Genomic DNA, 23,873 nt, shown 5'->3' on the forward strand with positions numbered 1-23,873 from the left:
TGCCGTGTCAGCCCGTATAACTATCCCCTGATTTTTTCGACTCAACAGATGATAAAGCCATGATGAAAGATTCGCTCTGCCGCATTATTGCGGGTGAACTTCAGGCCAGAGCCGAACAGGTAGAAGCTGCCGTTCGCCTGCTTGATGAAGGGAACACCGTGCCGTTTATTGCACGTTATCGTAAGGAAGTCACCGGCGGTCTGGATGACACGCAGCTGCGTAACCTGGAGACCCGTCTCGGTTACCTGCGCGAACTGGAAGACCGTCGTCAGGCGATCCTCAAATCCATCGGCGAACAGGGAAAACTGACCAGCGAGCTGGAAACCGCAATCAACGGAACCCTGAGCAAAACCGAACTCGAAGACCTTTATCTGCCGTACAAACCGAAGCGCCGTACCCGTGGACAGATTGCCATTGAGGCAGGCCTGGAGCCGCTGGCCGAACTGCTGTGGAACGAACCGTCCCACGACCCGGAAACCGAAGCCGCGAAGTTTATCGATGCCGATAAAGGGGTTGCAGACACCAAAGCCGCACTCGACGGCGCGCGCTATATTCTGATGGAGCGCTTCTCCGAAGATGCCGCCCTGCTCGCGAAAGTGCGTGACTATCTGTGGAAAAACGCCCACATCGTCTCTACCGTGGTCAGCGGGAAAGAGGAAGAAGGCGCCAAGTTCCGCGATTATTTTGATCATCACGAACCCATCTCTACCACCCCTTCACACCGCGCGCTGGCGATGTTCCGCGGCCGCAACGAAGGCGTGCTCCAGCTCTCCCTGAATGCCGACCCACAGTTTGACGAGCCACCAAAAGAGAGCCACTGCGAGCAGATCATTATCGACCACCTCGGCCTGCGCCTGAACAACGCGCCGGCAGACAGCTGGCGCAAAGGCGTGGTGAGCTGGACGTGGCGCATCAAGGTGCTGATGCACCTTGAAACCGAACTGATGGGCACCGTGCGTGAACGCGCCGAAGACGAAGCAATCAACGTCTTCGCCCGTAACCTGCACGACCTGCTGATGGCCGCACCTGCCGGCCTGCGCGCCACCATGGGTCTCGATCCGGGTCTGCGTACCGGCGTAAAAGTGGCCGTGGTTGACGGTACCGGCAAGCTGGTGGCTACCGACACCATTTATCCGCATACCGGCCAGGCGGCGAAGGCTGCCGTCGTGGTTGCGGCGCTGTGCGAGAAATACAACGTGGAGCTGGTGGCCATCGGCAACGGTACGGCCTCCCGTGAAACCGAGCGTTTCTACCTCGACGTGCAGAAACAGTTCCCGAAAGTCACCGCACAGAAAGTGATTGTCAGCGAGGCGGGCGCTTCCGTCTATTCGGCGTCTGAACTGGCCGCGCTGGAGTTCCCGGACCTGGACGTTTCCCTGCGCGGTGCAGTTTCTATCGCCCGTCGTCTGCAGGATCCGCTGGCGGAGCTGGTTAAGATCGACCCGAAATCCATCGGCGTCGGCCAGTATCAGCATGACGTGAGCCAGACTCAGCTGGCCCGGAAGCTGGATGCGGTCGTGGAAGACTGCGTAAACGCCGTCGGCGTTGACCTGAACACGGCCTCTGTTCCCCTGCTGACCCGCGTGGCGGGCTTAACCCGCATGATGGCGCAAAACATCGTTGCCTGGCGTGATGAAAACGGCCAGTTCCAGAACCGCCAGCAGTTGCTGAAGGTGAGCCGTCTGGGGCCAAAAGCGTTTGAGCAGTGTGCAGGCTTCCTGCGCATCAACCACGGCGATAACCCGCTGGATGCCTCAACCGTTCACCCGGAAGCGTACCCGGTAGTGGAACGCATTCTGGCCGCAACCCAGCAGGCGCTGAAAGACCTGATGGGCGACAGCAGCGCGCTGCGCAACCTGAAGGCGGTCGATTTTACCGACGAACAGTTCGGGGTGCCGACGGTCACGGACATCATCAAAGAGCTGGAAAAACCGGGCCGCGATCCGCGTCCTGAGTTTAAAACCGCGACCTTCGCCGACGGCGTTGAAACCATGAATGACCTGCTTCCAGGCATGGTACTCGAAGGGGCGGTCACTAACGTCACCAACTTTGGCGCGTTTGTCGATATCGGCGTGCATCAGGATGGTCTGGTCCACATCTCTTCCCTTGCCGATAAATTCGTTGAAGATCCGCATACCGTGGTCAAAGCGGGCGACATTGTGAAGGTGAAGGTGATGGAAGTGGATCTGCAGCGTAAGCGTATCGCCCTGACGATGCGTCTGGACGAGCAGCCAGGTGAAACCAACGCGCGCCGCGGCAGTAACGGCGGCGGACGCGAGCAGCAGCGCCCGGCCGCAAAAGCGGCGAAGCCACGCGGACGTGACGCCCAGCCTGCGGGCAACAGCGCCATGATGGATGCGCTGGCGGCAGCAATGGGTAAGAAACGCTAACCGCATAAAAAAGGCCCGGTGATGCGTCACTCACCGGGCCGATATCCCGCCGAAATTAATTGTAAAATATGAAACCGGTTGTATATCTATATTTCAACTATCAGTGATCACACTATTAACAAATAAGCCTTTCCTCTCCCTGCCGCAGAATCAGTAAATATTGAGCAAGGTCAAACAGGCCGTAAATTAATACCGCAAACAACATTCCGTCACAGTTTTATTATTGCTGATAAAAACTATTCTCATTATCATCCCATAGTAGATATTTTAACCTCTCGTGGAATCAGGCATTATGCAATTCACTCCAGACAGTGCATGGAAAATTACCGGTTTTACCCACGAAATTAGCCCGGCCTACCGACAAAAGCTGCTGTCGCTGGGCATGCTGCCCGGCTCGTCATTTCAGGTCGTGCGCGTCGCCCCGTTAGGTGATCCGGTGCATATCGAAACCCGACGCGTAAATCTGGTATTGCGTAAAAAAGATCTCGCATTAATAGAAGTCGAAGCCTTATCCCGATAACAAGCCAGCGGTTTCAGTGAGTCCAGAAAAATGAAAAAATTAACTATTGGCTTAATTGGCAATCCTAATTCCGGCAAGACAACGCTATTTAACCAGCTCACGGGTGCGCGCCAGCGCGTCGGTAACTGGGCTGGCGTAACGGTTGAACGTAAAGAAGGCCTGTTCTCAACAACAGATCACCAGGTCACACTGGTTGACCTGCCCGGCACGTACTCCTTAACCACGATCTCCTCGCAAACTTCGCTCGATGAGCAGATTGCCTGCCACTATATTCTTAGCGGCGACGCGGATCTGCTCATCAACGTGGTTGATGCCTCAAACCTTGAGCGTAACCTCTACCTGACGCTGCAGCTGCTGGAGCTGGGCATTCCCTGCATCGTGGCGCTCAACATGCTGGACATTGCAGAGAAACAGAAACTGCGTATCGACGTCGATGCCCTCTCCGCACGGCTGGGGTGCCCGGTCGTTCCGCTGGTGTCGACGCGCGCCCGCGGTATTGATGCCCTGAAACTGGCTATCGATCGCCACGCGGGAAATCGTAACGTTGAGCTGGTGCACTACGCCCAGCCGCTCCTGCGCGAAGCGGATCTGCTGGCGCAAGAGATGGACAAAAGCATGCCCGCGAAACAGCGCCTGTGGCTCGGCCTGCAAATGCTGGAAGGGGATATCTACAGCCGCGCCTATGCTGGTCATGCGGCAGATAAACTGGACGTGGTCCTCGCCCGTCTGAGCGACGAGCTGGATGACCCGGCCCTGCATATCGCTGATGCTCGCTATCAGGCCATCGCCGCGATTTGCGACGTGGTCAGTAACGCCCTGACGGCGGAACCGAGCCGCTTCACCGCTGCCGTGGATAAGGTTGTGCTTAACCGCTTCCTCGGTTTGCCGGTCTTCTTGCTGGTGATGTACCTGATGTTCTTGCTCGCCATTAACATTGGTGGCGCACTCCAGCCGATTTTCGATGCCGGTTCCGTTGCTATCTTTGTTCATGGCATTCAGTGGGTGGGTTACACCCTGCATTTCCCGGAATGGCTGACCATCTTCCTTGCCCAGGGGATTGGCGGTGGTATCAACACCGTACTGCCTCTGGTGCCGCAAATCGGCATGATGTATCTGTTCCTCTCCTTCCTTGAGGATTCCGGTTACATGGCACGCGCCGCCTTCGTCATGGATCGCCTGATGCAGGCGCTCGGTCTGCCAGGCAAATCCTTCGTGCCGCTGATCGTGGGCTTCGGCTGTAACGTGCCCTCGGTTATGGGTGCCCGTACGCTGGATGCGCCGCGTGAACGTCTGATGACCATTATGATGGCACCGTTTATGTCCTGCGGTGCGCGACTGGCTATCTTCGCGGTCTTTGCCGCGGCCTTCTTTGGGCAGCAGGGGGCGCTGGCGGTCTTCTCGCTGTACGTGCTGGGTATCGTCATGGCCATTCTCACGGGGCTGATGCTGAAACACACCATCATGCGCGGCGAAGCGTCGCCGTTCGTCATGGAACTGCCGGTCTACCACGTCCCCCATCTTAAAAGCCTGGTGATCCAGACCTGGCAGCGCCTGAAAGGCTTCGTCCTGCGTGCCGGTAAAGTGATTGTTATCGTGAGTATTTTCCTGAGCGCGCTGAACAGCTTCACCCTGAGCGGACAGGCTGCGGATAACATCAACGACTCCGCCCTCGCCTCCGTCAGCCGCGTCATAACCCCGGTCTTCAAACCGATTGGCGTCCATGACGATAACTGGCAGGCGACCGTCGGTCTGTTCACCGGTGCGATGGCGAAAGAGGTGGTCGTCGGGACCCTGAATACGCTCTACACCGCGGAGAACATCCAGGAGCAAGCGTTCAATCCGGCAGAGTTTCATCTCGGTAACGAACTGCTGGGCGCCGTCGAAGAGACATGGCAGAGCCTGAAAGACACCTTCAGCCTGAGCGTGCTGGCGAACCCTATCGAGGCCAGTAAAGGTGACGGCGAAATGGCAACGGGTGCCATGGGCGTGATGAGCGAGAAATTTGGCAGCGCCTCTGCGGCCTACAGCTACCTCATCTTTGTTCTGCTCTATATTCCGTGCATCTCCGTCATGGGCGCGATTGCCCGCGAGTCCAGCCGTGGCTGGATGGGCTTCTCCATTCTGTGGGGGCTCAACATCGCGTACTCGCTGGCGACGCTCTTTTATCAGACCGTTAACTTTAGCCAGCACCCGCGTTATAGCCTGGTGTGCATCCTGGCGGTTGTGCTGTTTAACGTGCTCGTTCTCGGCCTGCTACGCCGGGCACGCAGCCGGGTTGATATCAACCTGCTGGCAAACCGCAAAACGGCTGCCACCTGCTGCAACAGCCCGGCGGGCGACTGTCACTAAGGGGTAAGCCATGGCATCGTTGATTCAGGTACGTGACCTGCTGGCGTTACAAGGGCGAATGGAGGCGAAACAGCTGAGCCTCACCCTGCATACCCCGCAGCCGATGATCGATGCCATGCTGGAAAGGCTGGAAGCCATGGGAAAAGCGGTGCGTATTCAGGAAGAGGCGGAAGGCTGCCTGTCCGGCAGTTGTAAAAGATGCCCGGAAGGAAAAGCCTGCCTCAGAGAGTGGTGGGCACTGCGCGCATAAAGCCGGGCATCGCTGCCCGGCATTATCGTATTACTTATAGACGTCCGCCGTTGCGCGCACGTTTTTGGTCTGTTTTTCTGCACTGGTGACGACGTAGTACTTCCCACCCAGCTCATCCGCTTTCTTAGACAGCTCTTTTTTGGCGTCCATCGGCGCGGTCGTGTCAGACGTAGAAATCTCACCAACTTTGGTCAGATTCATCCCGGCAACTTTATCTTTTTCCAGCTCTTGTGCCGCAAAGGCGCCAAATGAAAGTGACCCAATAACCAGAGAAGTGACGATACCTGTAACAAGTTTCATAGCCTGACTCTCCATAGGATTGTTGTTTTGATTATCGTAGGCAGAACAACCGCAACGACATCTGGAGTATGGTTGCGGTGTGAAACTTTTTCCAGGCTGGATAGAAAATAATCAGTCTAAACGTTGACTTAACGCAACGAGCGCTGAACAAAACTCCGCCGGATGAGAGATAAACGGCGCATGCGCGGCTTTGTTTATCACCAGAGACTCACTTTGTGGCCAGAGTGAATCCAGCACTGGAACCACTTTGCGCGGCACCAGCCCGTCGAGGTAGCCGTAGATACGCAGGTGCGGCATCGCCAGCGCGGCCAGCGGCTGACGCAAATCGACGGTTTTGAGGATCTCAAGGCCCCCGTTAAGCACCTCAACGTCCGGCATCGGCAGGGAAAGCACGGTCTGCTTCAGCGCTCTGGCATCCTGACGCGCGGTGTCGGTTCCCATTGTCTGCAGGGCCAGGAAACGCTCAACGGTCCGCTGGAAGTCTTCGCTCAGCTGTTTCTGGAACCCGGCCAGCACATCCGGTTTTATGCCCGGCCAGTCGTCCTTTGCACTGAAGCACGGTGACGAGGCTACCGTGACCAGCGCACGCACGCGCTCGGGATGGGTCAACGCCATCTGGCTCGCCACCAGCCCGCCCAGGCTCCAGCCCAGCCAGATGGCGTGTTGCGGCGCAGCGTCCAGCACCTGCTGCGCCATCTCCTCGACCGACATTGCCCCAAAGCCGCGGCTGCGGCCAAAGCCCGGTAAATCCACCAGATGCAGGGTAAATTGCGAGGCGAGTTCCCCGGTTATGCAATTCCATACTTCGGCATTCAGGCCCCATCCGTGCAGCAGCACAAGATGGCAATTTCCCGTCCCTACGGTCTGCCACCACAGCGTCTTCATCAGTTACTGTTCTCTTTTTTCACATGGAGGTTGCACATGTTAACAGTGCCTGGCTTGTGCTGGCTATGCCGGATGCCGCTTGCCCTCAGCGCATGGGGCGTCTGCTCCGTTTGCACCCGCTCGCTGAAAAGGCAGGCGATGACGTGTCCGCAGTGTGGGCTAGCGGCCACCGGGCGAGACGTTCCCTGCGGCCGCTGCCTGAAAAAAGCGCCGCCGTGGTGTGCCCTGGTGGCTGTGGATGATTATGTTGCGCCGTTAAGCGGCCTTATACATGCGCTGAAGTTTGCCGGCCAGAGTGTGCTGGCGCGTCCCCTCGCCCGCCTGTTACTGCTGACCGTTTTACAGGCGCGACGCACCCGCGGCCTGCCGAACATCGACATGGTAGTTAACGTGCCTTTATACCGTCGCCGACACTGGCGACGCGGCTACAACCAAAGTGACCTGCTTTGCCGCCCGCTCGCGCGATGGCTCGGTTGCCGGTACGACGCCCGTGCGCTCAAACGCGTCCATAATACGGCCATCCAGCATCAGCTCACGGCCCGGCTTCGCAAAAGGAACCTCAAAAATGCCTTTCGTCTTGAATTCCCGGTCAAAGGCCTCCATATCGCGATTGTGGATGATGTCGTCACCACAGGCAGTACCGTTGCTGAACTTTCCCGACTGCTTTTGCAAAGCGGCGCCGCGTCGGTTCAGGTATGGTGTCTGTGCCGTACCTTGTAGCCCTTCTTCAATGGGCGTATGATTATACCCAGGTAATTTAGTCAACTATTAGGCCAAAGCTATGATCCGTATTTCCGATTCTGCACAAGCGCACTTTGCCAAACTGCTGGCAAATCAGGAAGAAGGGACGCAGATCCGCGTGTTTGTGATCAATCCAGGCACTCCGAATGCAGAATGTGGTGTCTCTTATTGTCCTCCGGACGCAGTGGAAGCGACTGACACTGCCCTTAAATTTGAACAGCTCACGGCTTACGTTGATGAGCTGAGCGCACCGTATCTTGAAGATGCGGAGATCGACTTCGTCACCGATCAGCTGGGTTCTCAGCTGACCCTGAAAGCGCCAAACGCCAAAATGCGTAAAGTGTCTGACGATGCCCCCCTGATGGAGCGCGTCGAGTACCTGCTGCAGTCTCAGATCAACCCACAGCTGGCGGGCCACGGCGGTCGTGTTTCCCTGATGGAAATCACTGAAGACGGCCTGGCGATCCTGCAGTTCGGCGGCGGCTGTAACGGTTGTTCAATGGTTGATGTCACGCTGAAAGAAGGGATCGAGAAGCAGCTGCTGAACGAATTCCCGGAACTGAAAGGTGTGCGCGATCTGACCGAACACCAGCGCGGCGAGCACTCTTACTACTAAGCGTCCGCCTGCTTTTGCCCGGTGGCGCTATGCTTACCGGGCCTGCTTTCCCCTCCCTGCCTTGCCTCCCCATATGTTGACCTGCGTCTCATAATTCAAATTTAGCCCCCCAGGGTGATTCTCAACCACAACATGTTACCCGTATCATTCTCGTGGGCACTAAGCACCTTCATAACAGCCGACTAAACTTAATAGTTTCCGAGGCAACAGTATTAGTGCCGTTAACACTCTGTTCCCAGTTGGGACAATCGGAATTTGTCGTTGAAACAATGACGTTACCCATAACAATTCAAAGGCCAGGTAAATCATGCCATTAGTCATCGTTGCTATCGGTGTTGTGTTATTACTGCTCTTGATGATCCGTTTCAAAATGAACGGGTTTATCGCTCTGGTTCTGGTGGCACTTGCAGTCGGTCTGATGCAAGGGATGCCGCTGGTGAAAGTCATCAGCTCCATTAAAGCCGGTGTCGGCGGCACGCTCGGTAGCCTGGCACTGATCATGGGCTTTGGCGCTATGCTCGGCAAAATGCTGGCAGACTGTGGGGGCGCCCAGCGTATTGCCACCACGCTGATTGCCAAATTTGGTAAGAAGAATATTCAGTGGGCGGTCGTGTTAACCGGGTTTACCGTCGGTTTCGCACTGTTCTATGAAGTGGGCTTCGTCCTGATGCTGCCACTGGTGTTCACCATCGCAGCGGCAGCGAACATTCCACTGCTGTATGTCGGTGTACCGATGGCCGCCGCGCTGTCCGTTACGCACGGTTTCCTGCCACCACACCCGGGTCCAACCGCCATCGCCACCATCTTCCATGCCGATATGGGTAAAACCCTGCTGTTCGGTACGATTCTGGCAATCCCGACGGTGATCCTGGCCGGCCCGGTTTATGCCCGCTTCCTGAAAGGGATTGATAAGCCTATCCCGGAAGGTCTGTACAGCGCGAAAACCTTCACGGAAGAAGAGATGCCTGGTTTTGGCGTCAGCGTCTGGACCTCTCTGGTGCCGGTCATCCTGATGGCGATGCGTGCCGTGGCGGAAATGATCCTGCCAAAAGGCCACCCGTTCCTGTCCGTTGCCGAATTCCTGGGCGACCCGGTGATGGCGACGCTGATTGCGGTACTGATTGCGATGTTCACCTTCGGCCTGAACCGTGGTCGTTCAATGGATCAGATTAACGACACGCTGACCTCTTCCATCAAAATCATTGCCATGATGCTGCTGATTATCGGTGGTGGCGGTGCGTTCAAGCAGGTGCTGGTCGACAGCGGCGTGGATAAATACATCGCGGCCATGATGCATGAAACCAATGTGTCACCGCTGCTGATGGCGTGGTCTATCGCTGCGGTGCTGCGTATCGCGCTCGGCTCTGCAACCGTTGCAGCAATCACCGCCGGTGGTATCGTTGCACCGCTGATTGCGACGACGGGCGTGAGCCCTGAGCTGATGGTTATCGCGGTAGGTTCCGGTAGCGTGATTTTCTCTCACGTGAACGATCCGGGCTTCTGGCTGTTCAAGGAATATTTCAACCTGACTATCGGTGAAACCATCAAGTCCTGGTCTGCACTGGAAACCATTATTTCGGTGTGTGGTCTGGTCGGGGTTCTGCTGTTGAACATGGTTATCTGATATCAAAAAGCCGGGTAGCTTGCGCTTACCCGGCTTTCTTCTCTCTGCGAGACTACCGCGTTTTACCCACCGCTTTTCTGCGCTTATCCAAATCCTTAATCAGCCTGTTCACCCCGTCATCGGCAAACATCTTCTCAAGCGTGATGGACAATTTGCGACGCCAGTTCTTGTACTGATAGCTGGTACCCGGAATGTTCACCGGCTCCGCCATATCAATCCAGTCTTCCGGCTGCAGACCCAGCAGGGCACTGTTGCTGTCGGCGATATAGCGCTGCAATCCGCGGTTGAGCGTAGGCGTCATCGACATCAGTGATGCCTTATGCCCGGCGCGTTTCGGTAGGCAGCCATGCTTGTGTAACGCATCAAGCAACCCTTGCTTCGCCAGCTCGCGATCCTGATACAGCCCACGTAAGACCTCTTCATCCGGATACAGACCCAGCGTTTTACCGAGTGTCAGATCGCCGCTTTCCCAATAGCCACGAAGCGTAGGAAGGTCATGCGTCGTCGCGACTGCCATTGACTGTTCAGGGTACGCTTTCGGCGCGCGGAAGGTTTTCTCATGGTCGTTTTCAAAATAGAGCACTTTATAGGAGTAAACACCGCTGTCGCGGAGCTTACTGACAATCTCAACCGGCACGGTACCGAGATCTTCGCCGATCACCATGCACTGATGACGTTTACTCTCCAGCGCCAGGATCGAGAGCAGATCGTCAACCGGATACTGTACATACGCGCCGTGGTCAGCCGTTTCACCATAAGGGATCCACCACAGACGCAGGACGGACATCACGTGGTCAATTCGCAGCGCGCCGCAGTTTTGCATGTTGGCGCGCAGCAGGTCGATGAACGGCTCGTAAGCCCGCGCAGCCATGACGTGCGGATCCATCGGCGGCAAACCCCAGTTCTGGCCGAGGGGGCCAAGAATATCCGGCGGTGCGCCCACGGAGGCCTTCAGGCAATAAAGCTCGCGGTCACACCAGGTTTCCGCCCCGCCTTCCGCCACGCCAACGGCCAGATCGCGGTACAGGCCGATCGGCATTTTATAGCCCTGGCTCACCTGCCAGCAGGCGGCAAACTGGCTGTAAGCCAGCCACTGCAGCCAGAGGAAGAAATCCACCTCGTCAGCATATTTTTTGCAGAACGCCTGCACTTCGGGCGTATCGACAGATTGATACGCTTCCGGCCATACCGGCCAGCCCCAGCGCATTTCGTCCTCTTTTACCTGATAAGCGTGCAATGCATCGAACGCCGCCTGCCAGTAAAGGCTCTCACCTTCCTGGGCCACAAAGTGGCGGAAAGCCGACATCTGCTCGTCATCACGCTGCGAAAAACCTTTCCACGCCAGACGTAACGCGGCCATTTTCAGTGCGGTGACGGTGGCATAGTCTACCCAGTCCGTCTCGCGCGCCTGCTTCAGCGCCTGCTGAGTGGTCGTGAGGTTCCACCACGCCTGCGCCTCTTTGCTGCTTTTGAAATCGTCTAAGGCATTCACGTCAATGTAAATCACGTTCAGCCAGCGACGGGATGACGGGCTGTACGGACTGGCACTTTCCGGGTTCGCCGGATAGAGCGCATGAATGGGGTTGAGGCCGATAAACGCACCGCCGCGCTCGCCCACATCCGCCAGCATCTTTTTCAGGTCGCCAAAATCGCCGATACCCCAGTTGCTGTCAGAGCGCAGCGTGTAGAGCTGCACGCAGGCCCCCCACAGCTTTTTACCCTCGAGCAACGCCTGCGGCTCATAGCAGCGTTTTGGCGCAACAATCACCCGACAATGAAAACGCTGGTCGTCCTGCGTGAGGGTTAACGTGTGATAGCCCTCCGGCAGTTTTGCCGGAAGGTTAAGCGCTTTGCCACCGGTGGCGTGGCCTTTGTGCTGTTGCCCCTCTTCGGTCGTGAGCAGCCAGCTAAATTCGCCGCGCCCGTTTACCGTTAGCGGCATCTTTTTACCGGCGGTAAACACCTTCACGTTCGGCACCGGAGCAACCGACGCTTTCGCGTCGGTCTTGTGCATGGCATCCAGCAAACGTCTTTTGGTGTCGGCGCCAATAGACTGTGGTTTGCCGTGAGCATTAATGTAACTGAGGCTGATCCCCGCCGCCTGCGCGGCACTGTCCAGACGTTTACTCTCCATCGCGCTTCCTTAGCGTTTTGCCTGCCAGATACGAGCCTGATAATCACGGATTGAGCGGTCAGAACTGAACATCCCGCAGCGGGCGGTGTTCAGAATGCACGCCCGGGTCCACGCTTCCTGGTCGCGATACAGCACATCGACCTGTTTTTGCGCGTCCACATAGGCCGTAAAGTCCGCCATGACCAGATACGGGTCACCGCCGTGTTTGTCCATGCTGTGCAGCATCTGGTCAAAGGCATGTTTATCGCCATCGCTGTACTTACCGCTTTCCAGCTCTTTCAGAACCGCATCAAGAACTTTGTCTTTCTTACGCCATTTCACCGGGTCGTAACCTTTGGCCTTGAGGGCTTTCACTTCTTCGACGGTATGGCCGAAGATAAAGATGTTCTCTTCCCCCACCTTTTCGGCGATCTCGACGTTCGCGCCGTCGAGCGTACCGACGGTCAGCGCACCGTTCAGCGCCAGCTTCATGTTGCCGGTACCGGAAGCTTCTTTCCCTGCCGTGGAGATCTGCTCGGAGATATCCGCCGCCGGGATCAGCATCTCAGCTGCAGAGACGCAGTAGTCCGGCAGGAACACCACCTTCAGCTTGTCACCCACTTTCGGATCGTTATTGATGGCCGCGGCCACTTTATTAATGGCGAGGATAATGTTTTTCGCCAGGTAGTAGCCCGGTGCGGCTTTCGCCCCAAACAGGAACACGCGCGGTACGCGGTCAGCCTGCGGGTTCTCGCGGATCTCTTTATACAGCGCCAGAATGTGCAGCAGGTTCAGATGCTGGCGTTTGTACTCATGCAGACGTTTGATCTGAATATCGAAAATGGCGTTCGGGTTGATCTCAATGCCGGTACGCGCTTTGACAAAATGCGCCAGACGCACTTTGTTTTCGAGCTTAATGGCGCGGTACTGCTCGCGGAATGCCGCGTCGTCGGCATACTTTTCCAGATTGATAAGCTGGTCCAGATCGTTGGCCCACTCTTTCTTCAGGGTTTTGTCCAGCAGGCCGGCCAGCAGCGGGTTGCACTGCTTAATCCAGCGACGCGGCGTGATGCCATTGGTCACGTTATGGAATTTGGTCGGCCACAGCTGGTGGTATTCCGGGAACAGGTCTTTCACCACCAGATCCGAGTGCAGCGCCGCCACACCGTTCACCGCAAAACCGCTCACCACGCACATGTTCGCCATGCGCACCTGTTTGTCATGTACCACAGCCAGCTTCGCCCACACCGCTTTGTCGCCCGGCCAGGTTTTATCCACTTGCTTTTTAAACGCGTCGTTAATCTTGTTGATGATCTGCATATGACGCGGCAGCAGGGCTTTCACCAGCTTCTCATCCCAGCACTCCAGCGCTTCAGGCATCAGGGTGTGGTTGGTGTAGGCAAACGTACGGCTGGTGATCGCCCACGCGTCATCCCAGCTCAGCTGGTGCTCGTCAATCAGCACGCGCAGCAGTTCAGGAATCGCAATCGTCGGGTGCGTATCGTTAAGCTGGATCACTTCGAAGTCCGGCAGCTGCGCCAGCTTGCGGCCCGCCAGGTGATGACGACGCAGAATATCCGCAATGGAACAGGCACACTGGAAGTACTGCTGCATCAGACGCAGTTTCTTGCCCGCCAGATGGTTGTCGTTCGGGTAAAGGACTTTGGTCAGTTTCTCAGCGTCGATCCCCTGCTGCTCGGCACGCAGGAAATCGCCGTCGTTGAATTTGGTCAGGTTGAAGGGATGAGCGTGCTTTGCCTGCCACAGACGCAGCGGTTGCGCCACGCCGTTACGGTAGCCCAGCACCGGCAGATCCCAGGCTTCGCCGGTCAGGGTAAACGCAGGCTCCCACAGCCCCTGCTTCGTGACTTTACCACCAATGCCTACCTGCACATCAAGCTGTGCATTGTGGCGGAACCAGGGGTAAGTATTGCGGTGCCAGTCATCCGGCGCTTCCATCTGATGACCATCAGCAAACGACTGACGGAACAGGCCGTACTGGTAGTTCAGACCGTAGCCAATGGCCGACTGACCGACGGTGGCCATCGAGTCAAGGAAACAGGCCGCCAGACGTCCCAGACCACCGTTACCCAACGCCGGGTCAATCTCTTCTTCCAGCAGGTCGGTCAGGTTAATGTCATGCTCTTTCAGCACATCACCCACCTCCTGATACCAGCCGAGGTTCAGCAGGTTGTTACCTGTCAGACGGCCAATCAGGAACTCCATTGAGATGTAGTTAACGTGGCGCTGGTCTTTCGCCGGTTTTGCCAACGGTTGAGCATCCAGCTGCTCCGCGAGCGCACCGCTCATTGCCTGCCACCACTGGTGAGGCGTCATCTCGTTTGCAGCGTGAAGGCCAAAACGCTGCCACTGACGCGTCAGGGCAGCCTGGAATTGAGCTTTGTTAAAGGTAGGCTGTGACATAGGGAATTGGCATCCTGTAGAGAGAAAACACATGTTGGCGCTAGTGTGCCAGGCTCATTTCGCCTCTTCCTCATCCCGCAGGGGATTAGGCAGGGAGGAGTAGCGGGGATGAGCATAAAAGTGTGATCAAGGCCACTCTGAGAGCATAGTGCGAGTGTGCCAGGAAGAAAAAAAGATAACCGGGGAGAATGTCAAAAAAATGAAATACAGTTTCGGATGAAATTAATCCGCGCCGAAATGATTACTTACGCAGAATAATATTTCTGCAATGGGGCATTACCTAAGGGGATTATTAATCTCACTCAACTTTACCCGAACTTTATTAAATTTGACGTCACTATACCTTTCTGAAACCAGTTTCAGCGTAACCGTGTGACACTGGGACAAGCCAGCGCTGACGCGGTGTTAAAGCCATTCTGGAAAAGTTCCGGTACTCGCCTGAATGTTTTGTGACAGAGTGCAAATTCAGAGCCACAAAACCCAGACATAACTTGCAATAGTTCTCTTTCTGGCCGACCTTATAGCTATTAATTACGAAGCGCAAAAAAAATAAATTCTCTCGTTCCCCACAGTGAAGTGAAAACTATGTTGATTCCGTCTAAATTAAGTCGCCCGGTTCGTCTTGACCATACAGTGGTCCGCGAGCGTCTGCTGGCTAAACTTTCCGGCGCGCATAATTTCCGACTGGCGCTGGTTACGAGCCCTGCAGGTTATGGAAAAACAACGCTCATTTCGCAATGGGCCGCAGGTAAGAGCGACCTTGGCTGGTACTCCCTTGATGAGGGCGATAACCAGCAAGAGCGTTTTGCCAGCTATCTGATTGCCGCCATTCAGCAGGCAACCAACGGACACTGCGTCGCCAGTGAGGTCATGGTGCAAAAGCGCCAGTACGCCAGCCTGTCTTCCCTTTTCTCGCAGCTGTTTATCGAACTGGCCGAATGGCATCGCCCGCTGTACGTGGTGATTGATGATTATCATCTCATCACTAACCCGGTTATCCATGAATCGATGCGTTTCTTCCTGCGTCATCAGCCGGAAAACCTGACCCTGGTCGTGCTGTCGCGTAACCTGCCGCAACTGGGCATCGCCAACCTGCGCGTGCGCGATCAGCTGCTGGAAGTCGGCAGCCAGCAGCTGGCCTTTACCCATCAGGAAGCCAAACAGTTTTTTGACTGTCGACTGAACTCGCCAATTGAGGCCTCCGAAAGCAGCCGCCTGTGTGATGATGTCGCCGGCTGGGCGACGGCGCTGCAGCTGATTGCTCTCTCTGCCCGGCAAAATAACAGCCCGACGCACCAGTCTGCGCGTCGCCTGGCGGGGATTAACGCGAGCCATCTTTCTGATTATCTCGTCGACGAAGTGCTGAACAGCGTTGATCCGTCGACCCGAAATTTCCTGCTCAAAAGTTCTCTGCTGCGTTCCATGAACGACGCGCTGATCGTGCGCGTGACCGGCTGTGAAAACGGTCAACTGCAGCTGGAAGAGATTGAACGCCAGGGCCTGTTCCTGACCCGAATGGACGATCCCGGCGAGTGGTTCAGCTATCACCCACTGTTTGGCAGCTTCCTGCGCCAGCGCTGTCAGTGGGAGCTTGCGACGGAACTGCCTGAAATCCATCGCGCCGCCGCCGAAAGCTGGATGGCACAAGGTTTCCCGAGCGAGGCGATTCATCACGCGCTTGCCGCCGGTGATGCCGGCATGCTGCGCGATATCCTCCTTAACCACGCATGGGGCTTGTTTAACCACAGCGAGCTGACGTTGCTTGAAGAGTCACTGAAAGCCCTGCCGTGGGAGAGCCTGCTGGAGAATCCGCGCCTGGTGCTGCTGCAGGCCTGGCTGATGCAGAGCCAGCATCGCTACAGTGAAGTAAATACCCTGCTGGCACGTGCCGAGCAGGAGATGGAAAGCGATATGGATGCCACCCTGCACGGCGAATTCAACGCCCTGCGGGCGCAGGTGGCGATTAACGACGGTGACCCGGAAGAGGCAGAGCGCCTGGCGATGGTTGCGCTGGATGAACTGCCGCTAGCCAATTTCTACAGCCGTATTGTTGCCACCTCGGTACACGGTGAAGTTCTGCACTGCAAAGGCGAGCTGACGCGCTCCCTTTCGCTCATGCAACAAACTGAACAGATGGCCCGTCGCCACGATGTCTGGCATTACGCGCTGTGGAGCCTGATCCAGCAAAGTGAAATTTTGTTTGCGCAGGGGTTCCTGCAGGCCGCCTGGGAAAACCAGGAAAAGGCCTTCCAGCTGATTCGTGAGCAGCATCTGGAACAGCTGCCGATGCACGAGTTCCTGCTGCGCATTCGTGCACAGCTTCTTTGGGCATGGTCGCGTCTGGATGAAGCGGAAAGCTGCGCCCGTCAGGGTGTGGACGTTCTCTCCAACTTCCAGCCACAGCAGCAATTGCAGTGTCTGGCGCTGCTGGTCCAGTGCTCGCTGGCGCGTGGCGATCTCGATAACGCCCGCAACCACCTTAACCGTCTGGAAAACCTGCTCGGTAACGGTCAGTACCATAGCGACTGGGTGTCCAACGCCGATAAGGTGCGGGTGATTTACTGGCAGATGACCGGCGACAAAAAATCCGCCGCCAACTGGTTACGTCAGACCCCTAAACCGGAATTTGCCAACAACCACTTCCTGCAGAGCCAGTGGCGCAACATTGCCCGCGTCCAGATCCTGCTCGGTGAATTAGACCCTGCCGAAATCGTGCTGGAAGAGCTTAATGAAAACGCCCGCAGCCTGCGTCTGATGAGCGATCTCAACCGCAACCTGCTTCTGCTGAACCAGCTTTACTGGCAGGCGGGCCGCAAAAACGATGCCCAGCGCGTCCTGCTGGAAGCGCTGCAGCTGGCGAACCGCACCGGGTTTATCAGCCACTTTGTCATTGAAGGTGAAGTGATGGCCCAGCAGCTGCGACAGTTGATTCAACTCAATACGCTGCCAGAGCTGGATCAGCATCGTGCCCAGCGTATTCTGCGCGAGATTAACCAGCACCATCGCCATAAGTTTGCGCACTTTGATGAGAACTTCGTGGAACGTCTGCTGAACCATCCGGAAGTACCGGAACTGATCCGCACCAGCCCGCTCACTCAGCGCGAATGGCAGGTGCTGGGGCTGATCTACTCAGGCTACAGCAACGAGCAGATCGCCGGTGAACTGGCGGTGGCGGCGACGACCATCAAAACCCATATCCGCAATCTCTATCAGAAGCTTGGCGTCGCCCATCGTCAGGATGCGGTGCAGCATGCACAGCAGCTGCTGAAGATGATGGGGTACGGCGTGTAATTCCGGTGCGCGTGGGTGCCCTCACCCGGGCCTGTTTTGCAGAAACTAAAAACGGCAACCTTCGGTTGCCGTTTTGCTTTTACGTCAGCACAGTTCCAGCTGCAGATTATTATCCTTAATCACCTGCATCACGCCTGCCGGCGGCATCACGTCGGTATAAACCGCATCAACCATGCTGATGCTGCCCATATTCACCATCGCGTTACGGCCAAACTTGGAGTGGTCCACCACGAGCATAACGTGGCGTGAATTCTCAATAATCGCGCGCTTGGTGCGGACTTCATGATAATCAAACTCCAGCAGGGAGCCATCGCTGTCGATACCGCTGATCCCGAGAATGCCGAAATCGAGACGGAACTGAGAGATAAAGTCGAGCGTCGCTTCACCGATGATGCCGCCGTCGCGGCTGCGTAACTCGCCGCCCGCAAGAATGATGCGGAAATCGTCTTTCTGCATCAGGGTATTCGCGACATTCAGGTTATTGGTCACGACGCGCAGGTTTTCATGATCCAGCAGCGCATGGGCGACCGCTTCCGGCGTGGTGCCGATATCAATAAACAGCGTCGCCCCGTTAGGGATCTGGCTGGCGACTTTCCGCGCAATGCGCTCTTTCTCCGCCGTTTGCGTGGCTTTACGGTCATGCCATGAGGTATTGACCGAGCTGGACGGCAGCGCCGCCCCGCCGTGGTGGCGCAGAATACGGTTTTGATCGGCAAGGTCGTTCAGGTCACGACGAATGGTCTGCGGGCTGACGGCAAACTGCTCGACCAGCTCTTCGGTGCTGACATATCCCTGTTTTTTAACCAGTTCGATAATGGCGTCATGACGTTGTGTTTGTTTCATCAATTATCCCTGAGAATTATGTTCGTTTTCGCGCATGGAGCGTGTCGGCAAACGCCATCGCCAGCCCAACGGCCAGCCCGGTGACGTGTGCACCATTGGCGATAGACATACCAAACAGATCAAACCATCCGGCAATTAGCCATATTAACGCAAAGGTTATTAACCCGCGTTGCAGATAGATGCCACTTTCAGGATCGCGCTCACCTCTGAGCCAGACATAGCCCATCAGGGCATACACAACACCTGATAATCCGCCAAACCACGGGCCGCTGAATTTGTGCTGCACATAGCCACTCAACAGGGCACTGATGACGGTGATCACAATCAGCTTCCCGCTGCCCAGACGCTTCTCGACGGCACCGCCAAGGTACCACCACCACAGCAGGTTAAAGAGAATATGCATCACCGAGAAGTGCATCAGCGCGTGGGTAAAATAGCGCCAGACGTCAACGTCCAGTGAAGAGTCATAGGGCCATGCCAGGGCGATCATGACGCTCTGGTCGCCGACCACGTTCATCATAATGAACACGATAATGCAGGCCGCCATCAGCAGCAGCGTAAACGGACCCGCGCGTTCGCGCACGGTGGCAAAGAAGGGAAAACGACGATAGTGCAGCCCGCTGCCCGTCTGGCCTGATTGCCAGCTTGCGGCCAGATAGCGCGGGTCGCCAGGGTTCTCAAGGAATCGCGCCAGCTCCTCATTTACCCTCGCGGCCTGGCTCTCGTCGGCCAGCCACACATCGGTCTGATGATGTTGCTGGATGGTCAGAATAACGCCCTGCGTCGCCATATAGTCGACAAACGCCTGGGCGACGCGCGGGTTGGTAAAAGAGGTGATCATCAACATGGGCAGCCGTCGCTTATTTCCACACAAAAGGGGACAGTATAGCGGTATCAGCGCTCAAACGCGTATTCAACTTCTGCCGGGAAATGACGATGCCAGGCATCGAAGCCGCCATCAACGCTGTAAACCGCATCGTAGCCCTGCTGAAGCAGGTACTGCGCTGCACCTTTACTGCTGTTGCCGTGGTAGCACATGACCATCACCGGCGTGTCGAAGTCGTTATCGCGCATAAACGCGGCCAGGGAGTCGTTGGTCAGGTGGAACGCGCCTGGCGTGTGGCCCATCGCAAAGCTCTGCGGATCGCGGATGTCCACCAGCACAGCCGTTCCCTGGTGCATTTTCTGATGGGCTTCTTCTACGTTAATACATTCAAACTGATCCATGGTGCTCTCATCTTATATTCAGGTGTGGTGCGCTTCCTCTCACCCCCACTCTCTCCTGAAGTGAGAAGGATGGGCGAGGGCATCAAGCGGCACTATTTTACCCCGTAGTGTACGTCCTGGCGGCGGGTTAACGCCATTATGTTATCCATATCACTCTAAATTGTTTTTTTGATGTTACCAAAAGCGCGTTCCTTTGCTATTATGAGCGATATCGAACATTTCTGAGCTTTAACGAAAGTGCGTGAGGGTGTTATGGAAACCAAAGATCTGATTGTGATAGGCGGTGGCATCAACGGTGCCGGGATTGCGGCCGATGCTGCAGGACGCGGTTTATCCGTGCTGATGCTGGAAGCTAACGATCTCGCCTGCGCGACCTCGTCCGCCAGCTCCAAACTGATCCACGGTGGCCTGCGCTACCTGGAACACTACGAATTCCGCCTGGTCAGCGAAGCCCTGGCCGAACGTGAAGTGCTGCTGAAAATGGCCCCGCATCTGGCGATTCCGATGCGCTTTCGCCTGCCCCACCGCCCGCATCTGCGTCCGGCGTGGATGATTCGAATCGGTCTGTTTATGTACGATCATCTGGGCAAACGTACCAGCCTGCCAGGATCGACCGGTTTGCGTTTTGGCTCAGAATCGGTCCTTAAACCTGAAATCGTGCGCGGATTCGAATATTCCGACTGCTGGGTAGACGATGCGCGTCTGGTCCTTGCCAATGCGCAGATGGTGGTGAAAAAAGGCGGCGAGGTGAAAACCCGCACCCGCGCCACGGCTGCCCGTCGTGAAAACGGCCTGTGGATTGTTGAAGCGGAAGACGTGGATACCGGCGAGAAGTTCAGCTGGAAAGCGCGCGGCCTGGTAAACGCCACCGGTCCGTGGGTGAAACAGTTCTTTGATGAGGGAATGCACCTGCCTTCGCCGTACGGCATCCGCCTGATCAAAGGCAGCCACATTGTCGTGCCACGCGTGCATACCCAGAAGCAGGCCTATATCCTGCAAAACGAAGATAAACGTATCGTGTTTGTGATCCCGTGGATGGACGAGTTCTCCATCATCGGCACCACCGACGTGGAGTACAAAGGCGATCCGAAAAATGTCGAGATCGACGAAAGTGAAGTCAGCTACCTGCTGAAAGTGTATAACGCGCACTTCAAAAAACAGCTGGCACGCGATGACGTGGTCTGGACTTACTCCGGCGTGCGTCCGCTGTGTGATGACGAATCGGACTCACCGCAGGCCATCACCCGCGACTATACGCTGGATATTCATGACGTGGACGGCCAGGCACCGCTGCTGTCGGTCTTTGGCGGCAAGCTCACTACCTATCGTAAGCTGGCCGAACACGCACTGGAAAAACTGGTGCCGTACTACAAGGGCATTGGCCCGGCCTGGACTAAAGGTGCCGTATTGCCTGGCGGCGATATTGGGGATAACCGCGATGATTATGCCGCGAAACTGCGCCGTCGTTACCCGTTCATCACCGAAGGGATGGCGCGTCACTACGCCCGTACCTACGGCAGTAATACGGAATGGATCCTGGGTGAAGCCAAAACGCTTGCCGACCTGGGTGAACATTTCGGTCACGAACTCTACGAAGCCGAACTGCGCTATCTGGTTGAGAACGAGTGGGTGCGCCGCCTGGATGATGCCATCTGGCGTCGTACCAAAGAAGGGATGTGGCTGGATGCCGAGCAGCAGTCGCGCGTGGCGCAGTGGCTGGCGCAGAACGCGGGAAAGCGTGAGCTGTCATTAGCATCGTGATGTAAAAAGGCCCGGTGGCGTTACGCTTCCCGGGCCTGCAGATCGCACAAGCCGGGTCAGGCGAAGCCGCCACCCGGCTCTGTTTTTTTATAACCGCACGGGATCAATATGCCAGATAGTTTCAGCATATTCTTTGATAGTACGGTCTGATGAGAAATACCCCATATTGGCGATGTTATGCATCGCGGCGCTGGTCCACTTCTCCTGCTGACGGTACAACTCGTCCACGTTGTCCTGGCAGTCGACATAGCTGCGGTAATCCGCCAGCACCTGATAGTGGTCACCAAAGTTAATCAGTGAATCGACCAGATCGCGATAGCGGCTCGGCTCTTCAGGGTTAAACACGCCGGTGGCGATTTGCGTCAACACCTGACGCAGCTCTTCATCTTCTTCGTAGTACTCGCGCGGCGAGTAGCCCTTCCTGCGAAGCGCCTCCACCTCCTCCGTCGTGTTACCGAAGATAAAGATATTCTCTGCCCCGACATGCTCCAGCATCTCAACGTTCGCGCCATCCAGCGTACCGATGGTCAGTGCGCCATTCAGGGCAAACTTCATATTACTGGTGCCGGAGGCTTCCGTACCGGCCGTGGAAATCTGCTCAGACAGGTCCGCCGCCGGAATGATCAACTGCGCCAGACTCACACTGTAGTTCGGGACAAAGACCACCTTCAGCTTGTCACCGATATCCGGATCGTTGTTGACCACCTTCGCCACATCATTGATGAGATGAATAATGTGCTTCGCCATGTAGTATGCCGACGCCGCCTTACCGGCAAAGATTTTCACCCGTGGCACCCAGTCGGCCGTTGGGTCGGCTTTGATGCGATTGTAGTGCGTGATGACGTGCAGCACGTTCATGAGCTGTCGCTTGTACTCATGGATACGCTTGATTTGCACATCAAACAACGCTTTCGGGTTGGCCACTACGTTCAGGTGCAGCGCAAGATACACCGACAGCCGCTTCTTGTTCAGAAGCTTGGCTTCACGCACGGCTTTGTTCACCGCCGGGAAATCCAGGTGCTGTTCAAGCTCGCCCAGCTGACTCAAATCGGTACGCCAGGTGCGGCCAATATGTTCGTCCAGGACGTCGGAGAGCGGCTGGTTAGCCAGCGCCAGCCAGCGACGCGGGGTAACACCGTTCGTCACGTTGCAAAAACGCGTCGGGAAGATCTTCGCGAAATCAGCAAACAGCGACTGCACCATCAGGTTCGAGTGCAGTCCGGAAACCCCGTTCACCTTGTGGCTGATCACCACCGCCAGCCAGGCCATACGCACGCGGCGACCGTTGGATTCATCAATGATTGAAGCCCGGCTCAGCAGGCCAGTATCGTTCGGATACTGCTCCTGCAGCGTCTTCAGGAAGTAGTCGTTAATCTCAAAGATAATCTGCAGATGGCGCGGCAAAATTTTACCGAGCATGTCGACCGGCCAGGTTTCCAGCGCTTCGCTCATCAGGGTGTGGTTGGTGTACGAGAAGACCTGGCAGGTCACTTCAAACGCATCATCCCAGCTGAACTTGTGCTCGTCGATCAGCAGACGCATGAGCTCGGGGATCGAAAGCACCGGGTGGGTGTCGTTGAGGTGAATGGCGGTTTTTTCCGCCAGGTTACTGTAGGTTTTGTGCAGCTGATAGTGACGGCTCAGGATGTCCTGAATCGTCGCGGACACAAGGAAATACTCCTGACGCAGACGCAGTTCGCGTCCGGAATAGGTCGAGTCATCCGGATAAAGTACGCGGGAGACGTTTTCAGAGTGGTTTTTATCTTCCACCGCCGCAAAATAGTCGCCCTGGTTGAATTTACCGAGGTTGATTTCGCTACTGGCCTGGGCGCTCCACAGGCGCAGGGTATTGGTGGCATCGGTGTCGTAGCCGGGGATAATCTGGTCATAGGCCACGGCCAGGATCTCTTCCGTCTCAACCCAGCGGGATTTTTTTCCCTCCTGCTGAATACGGCCACCAAAGCGCACTTTGTAGCGCGTATTGTGTCGTTTGAATTCCCACGGGTTGCCGTACTCAAGCCAGTAGTCCGGAGACTCTTTCTGTCGGCCTTCCACAATGTTCTGTTTGAACATGCCGTAGTCGTAGCGAATCCCGTAGCCGCGGCCCGGCAGGGCCAGCGTCGCCAGCGAGTCCAGGAAACAGGCGGCCAGACGCCCCAGGCCGCCGTTACCGAGGCCCGGGTCGTTCTCTTCGTCAATGAGCTCTTCTAAATCTAACCCCATCTCTTCCAGTGCGGTTTTGACGTCGTCATAGATACCGAGCGACAACAGCGCATTGGACAGCGTGCGGCCAATCAAAAATTCCATCGACAGGTAATAAACCTGCCGCGTTTCCTGCGAGAGCTGGGCGCGGTTAGAGCGCAGCCAGCGTTCCACTAAGCGGTCACGCACGGCAAACAGCGTGGCGTTCAGCCACTCGTGTTTGTTGGCGATGACCGGGTCTTTCCCGATGGTGAACATCAGCTTATAGGCGATAGAGTGCTTTAACGCCTCAACGCTGAGCGTGGGTGAAGAATAGCTAAAAGGAGCATTCATATCA

Annotated in this window: 17 protein-coding genes; 9 read left to right on the forward strand and 8 right to left on the reverse strand. The window is 56.3% G+C overall.

Annotated elements, in window-relative coordinates:
* Positions 1-59: 59 nt before the first annotated feature.
* The 4 genes from BJ887_RS22315 to feoC all read left to right on the forward strand — a co-directional run bounded on the left by BJ887_RS22315 (position 60) and on the right by feoC (position 5,509).
* Positions 60-2,390 carry a Tex family protein gene (locus BJ887_RS22315; protein WP_025202857.1) on the forward strand — a complete coding sequence of 777 codons (2,331 nt, stop codon included), beginning with the start codon at positions 60-62 and terminating at the stop codon, positions 2,388-2,390.
* 292 nt (positions 2,391-2,682) lie between these two features.
* Entirely contained in the window at positions 2,683-2,910 is a 228-nt protein-coding gene (gene feoA, locus BJ887_RS22320; protein WP_020884570.1) for a ferrous iron transporter A, read from the forward strand.
* A gap of 30 nt (positions 2,911-2,940) precedes the next feature.
* Complete coding sequence (gene feoB, locus BJ887_RS22325; RefSeq protein WP_014171967.1) at positions 2,941-5,259, forward strand: Fe(2+) transporter permease subunit FeoB; 2,319 nt, start codon at positions 2,941-2,943, stop codon at positions 5,257-5,259.
* Between the two features lie 10 nt (positions 5,260-5,269).
* The gene (feoC, locus tag BJ887_RS22330; RefSeq protein ID WP_121340463.1) at positions 5,270-5,509 is read left to right on the forward strand and encodes a [Fe-S]-dependent transcriptional repressor FeoC; all 240 of its coding nucleotides are present in this window, start codon (positions 5,270-5,272) and stop codon (positions 5,507-5,509) included.
* 30 nt (positions 5,510-5,539) lie between these two features.
* Here the strand turns inward: feoC and BJ887_RS22335 are convergent, their stop codons facing one another.
* Both BJ887_RS22335 and bioH read right to left on the reverse strand, forming a co-directional pair.
* Entirely contained in the window at positions 5,540-5,809 is a 270-nt protein-coding gene (locus tag BJ887_RS22335; RefSeq protein WP_025202855.1) for a YdgH/BhsA/McbA-like domain containing protein, read from the reverse strand.
* A gap of 111 nt (positions 5,810-5,920) precedes the next feature.
* Entirely contained in the window at positions 5,921-6,694 is a 774-nt protein-coding gene (gene bioH / locus BJ887_RS22340; RefSeq protein WP_121340464.1) for a pimeloyl-ACP methyl ester esterase BioH, read from the reverse strand.
* Positions 6,695-6,730: 36 nt separating this feature from the next.
* Between bioH and gntX the strand changes: the two genes are divergently transcribed.
* The 3 genes from gntX (at position 6,731) to gntT (ending at position 9,675) form a co-directional block, all read left to right on the forward strand.
* Positions 6,731-7,414, forward strand: a complete 684-nt coding sequence (gntX, locus tag BJ887_RS22345) for a DNA utilization protein GntX (RefSeq protein WP_121340465.1) — start codon at positions 6,731-6,733, stop codon at positions 7,412-7,414.
* Between the two features lie 61 nt (positions 7,415-7,475).
* Positions 7,476-8,051 (forward strand): Fe-S biogenesis protein NfuA, encoded by a 576-nt coding sequence (gene nfuA / locus BJ887_RS22350; protein WP_003861601.1) that lies wholly within the window; start codon positions 7,476-7,478, stop codon positions 8,049-8,051.
* 307 nt (positions 8,052-8,358) lie between these two features.
* The gene (gene gntT, locus BJ887_RS22355) at positions 8,359-9,675 is read left to right on the forward strand and encodes a gluconate transporter (protein ID WP_014171973.1); all 1,317 of its coding nucleotides are present in this window, start codon (positions 8,359-8,361) and stop codon (positions 9,673-9,675) included.
* A gap of 52 nt (positions 9,676-9,727) precedes the next feature.
* Here the strand turns inward: gntT and malQ are convergent, their stop codons facing one another.
* Both malQ and malP read right to left on the reverse strand, forming a co-directional pair.
* Positions 9,728-11,809 carry a 4-alpha-glucanotransferase gene (gene malQ / locus BJ887_RS22360; RefSeq protein ID WP_121340466.1) on the reverse strand — a complete coding sequence of 694 codons (2,082 nt, stop codon included), beginning with the start codon at positions 11,807-11,809 and terminating at the stop codon, positions 9,728-9,730.
* Positions 11,810-11,818: 9 nt separating this feature from the next.
* Entirely contained in the window at positions 11,819-14,212 is a 2,394-nt protein-coding gene (gene malP, locus BJ887_RS22365) for a maltodextrin phosphorylase (RefSeq protein WP_121340467.1), read from the reverse strand.
* A gap of 585 nt (positions 14,213-14,797) precedes the next feature.
* Here malP and malT point away from each other — a divergent pair.
* Positions 14,798-17,503: an HTH-type transcriptional regulator MalT gene (malT, locus tag BJ887_RS22370; RefSeq protein WP_121340468.1), complete on the forward strand. Its 2,706-nt coding sequence runs from the start codon at positions 14,798-14,800 to the stop codon at positions 17,501-17,503.
* 84 nt (positions 17,504-17,587) lie between these two features.
* On the opposite strand, the gene BJ887_RS22375 is transcribed toward malT, so the two are convergent.
* The 3 genes from BJ887_RS22375 to glpE are packed head-to-tail and all read right to left on the reverse strand — an operon-like array spanning position 17,588 to position 19,573.
* A complete protein-coding gene (locus BJ887_RS22375; protein WP_008503060.1) occupies positions 17,588-18,346 on the reverse strand; it encodes a DeoR/GlpR family transcriptional regulator in 759 nt (252 codons plus the stop codon).
* A 16-nt stretch (positions 18,347-18,362) separates the two neighbouring features.
* Positions 18,363-19,193, reverse strand: a complete 831-nt coding sequence (glpG, locus tag BJ887_RS22380; RefSeq protein WP_121340469.1) for a rhomboid family intramembrane serine protease GlpG — start codon at positions 19,191-19,193, stop codon at positions 18,363-18,365.
* Positions 19,194-19,240: 47 nt separating this feature from the next.
* Positions 19,241-19,573: a thiosulfate sulfurtransferase GlpE gene (gene glpE, locus BJ887_RS22385; RefSeq protein ID WP_041162890.1), complete on the reverse strand. Its 333-nt coding sequence runs from the start codon at positions 19,571-19,573 to the stop codon at positions 19,241-19,243.
* A gap of 252 nt (positions 19,574-19,825) precedes the next feature.
* Here glpE and glpD point away from each other — a divergent pair, with 252 nt between their 5' ends.
* Positions 19,826-21,334 (forward strand): glycerol-3-phosphate dehydrogenase, encoded by a 1,509-nt coding sequence (glpD, locus tag BJ887_RS22390; protein ID WP_025202849.1) that lies wholly within the window; start codon positions 19,826-19,828, stop codon positions 21,332-21,334.
* Positions 21,335-21,421: 87 nt separating this feature from the next.
* Here glpD and glgP read toward each other — a convergent pair whose 3' ends face one another.
* The gene (gene glgP / locus BJ887_RS22395) at positions 21,422-23,869 is read right to left on the reverse strand and encodes a glycogen phosphorylase (RefSeq protein WP_014171981.1); all 2,448 of its coding nucleotides are present in this window, start codon (positions 23,867-23,869) and stop codon (positions 21,422-21,424) included.
* Positions 23,870-23,873: the final 4 nt, after the last annotated feature.

This window comes from Enterobacter sp. WPR_3_1 (genome assembly GCF_003635055.1).
Lineage (GTDB): Bacteria > Pseudomonadota > Gammaproteobacteria > Enterobacterales > Enterobacteriaceae > Enterobacter > Enterobacter ludwigii.

What these genes read in the sequence shown, in the direction of transcription:
- feoA (WP_020884570.1), top strand. Translation starts at nt 2,683, where the DNA reads ATGCAATTCACTCCAGACAGTGCATGGAAAATTACCGGTTTTACCCAC.
- glgP (WP_014171981.1), bottom strand. Translation starts at nt 23,869, where the DNA reads ATGAATGCTCCTTTTAGCTATTCTTCACCCACGCTCAGCGTTGAGGCG.
- BJ887_RS22335 (WP_025202855.1), bottom strand. Translation starts at nt 5,809, where the DNA reads ATGAAACTTGTTACAGGTATCGTCACTTCTCTGGTTATTGGGTCACTT.
- gntT (WP_014171973.1), top strand. Translation starts at nt 8,359, where the DNA reads ATGCCATTAGTCATCGTTGCTATCGGTGTTGTGTTATTACTGCTCTTG.
- bioH (WP_121340464.1), bottom strand. Translation starts at nt 6,694, where the DNA reads ATGAAGACGCTGTGGTGGCAGACCGTAGGGACGGGAAATTGCCATCTT.
- glpE (WP_041162890.1), bottom strand. Translation starts at nt 19,573, where the DNA reads ATGGATCAGTTTGAATGTATTAACGTAGAAGAAGCCCATCAGAAAATG.
- malT (WP_121340468.1), top strand. Translation starts at nt 14,798, where the DNA reads ATGTTGATTCCGTCTAAATTAAGTCGCCCGGTTCGTCTTGACCATACA.
- BJ887_RS22375 (WP_008503060.1), bottom strand. Translation starts at nt 18,346, where the DNA reads ATGAAACAAACACAACGTCATGACGCCATTATCGAACTGGTTAAAAAA.
- gntX (WP_121340465.1), top strand. Translation starts at nt 6,731, where the DNA reads ATGTTAACAGTGCCTGGCTTGTGCTGGCTATGCCGGATGCCGCTTGCC.
- nfuA (WP_003861601.1), top strand. Translation starts at nt 7,476, where the DNA reads ATGATCCGTATTTCCGATTCTGCACAAGCGCACTTTGCCAAACTGCTG.
- feoC (WP_121340463.1), top strand. Translation starts at nt 5,270, where the DNA reads ATGGCATCGTTGATTCAGGTACGTGACCTGCTGGCGTTACAAGGGCGA.
- glpD (WP_025202849.1), top strand. Translation starts at nt 19,826, where the DNA reads ATGGAAACCAAAGATCTGATTGTGATAGGCGGTGGCATCAACGGTGCC.
- BJ887_RS22315 (WP_025202857.1), top strand. Translation starts at nt 60, where the DNA reads ATGATGAAAGATTCGCTCTGCCGCATTATTGCGGGTGAACTTCAGGCC.
- glpG (WP_121340469.1), bottom strand. Translation starts at nt 19,193, where the DNA reads ATGTTGATGATCACCTCTTTTACCAACCCGCGCGTCGCCCAGGCGTTT.
- malQ (WP_121340466.1), bottom strand. Translation starts at nt 11,809, where the DNA reads ATGGAGAGTAAACGTCTGGACAGTGCCGCGCAGGCGGCGGGGATCAGC.
- feoB (WP_014171967.1), top strand. Translation starts at nt 2,941, where the DNA reads ATGAAAAAATTAACTATTGGCTTAATTGGCAATCCTAATTCCGGCAAG.
- malP (WP_121340467.1), bottom strand. Translation starts at nt 14,212, where the DNA reads ATGTCACAGCCTACCTTTAACAAAGCTCAATTCCAGGCTGCCCTGACG.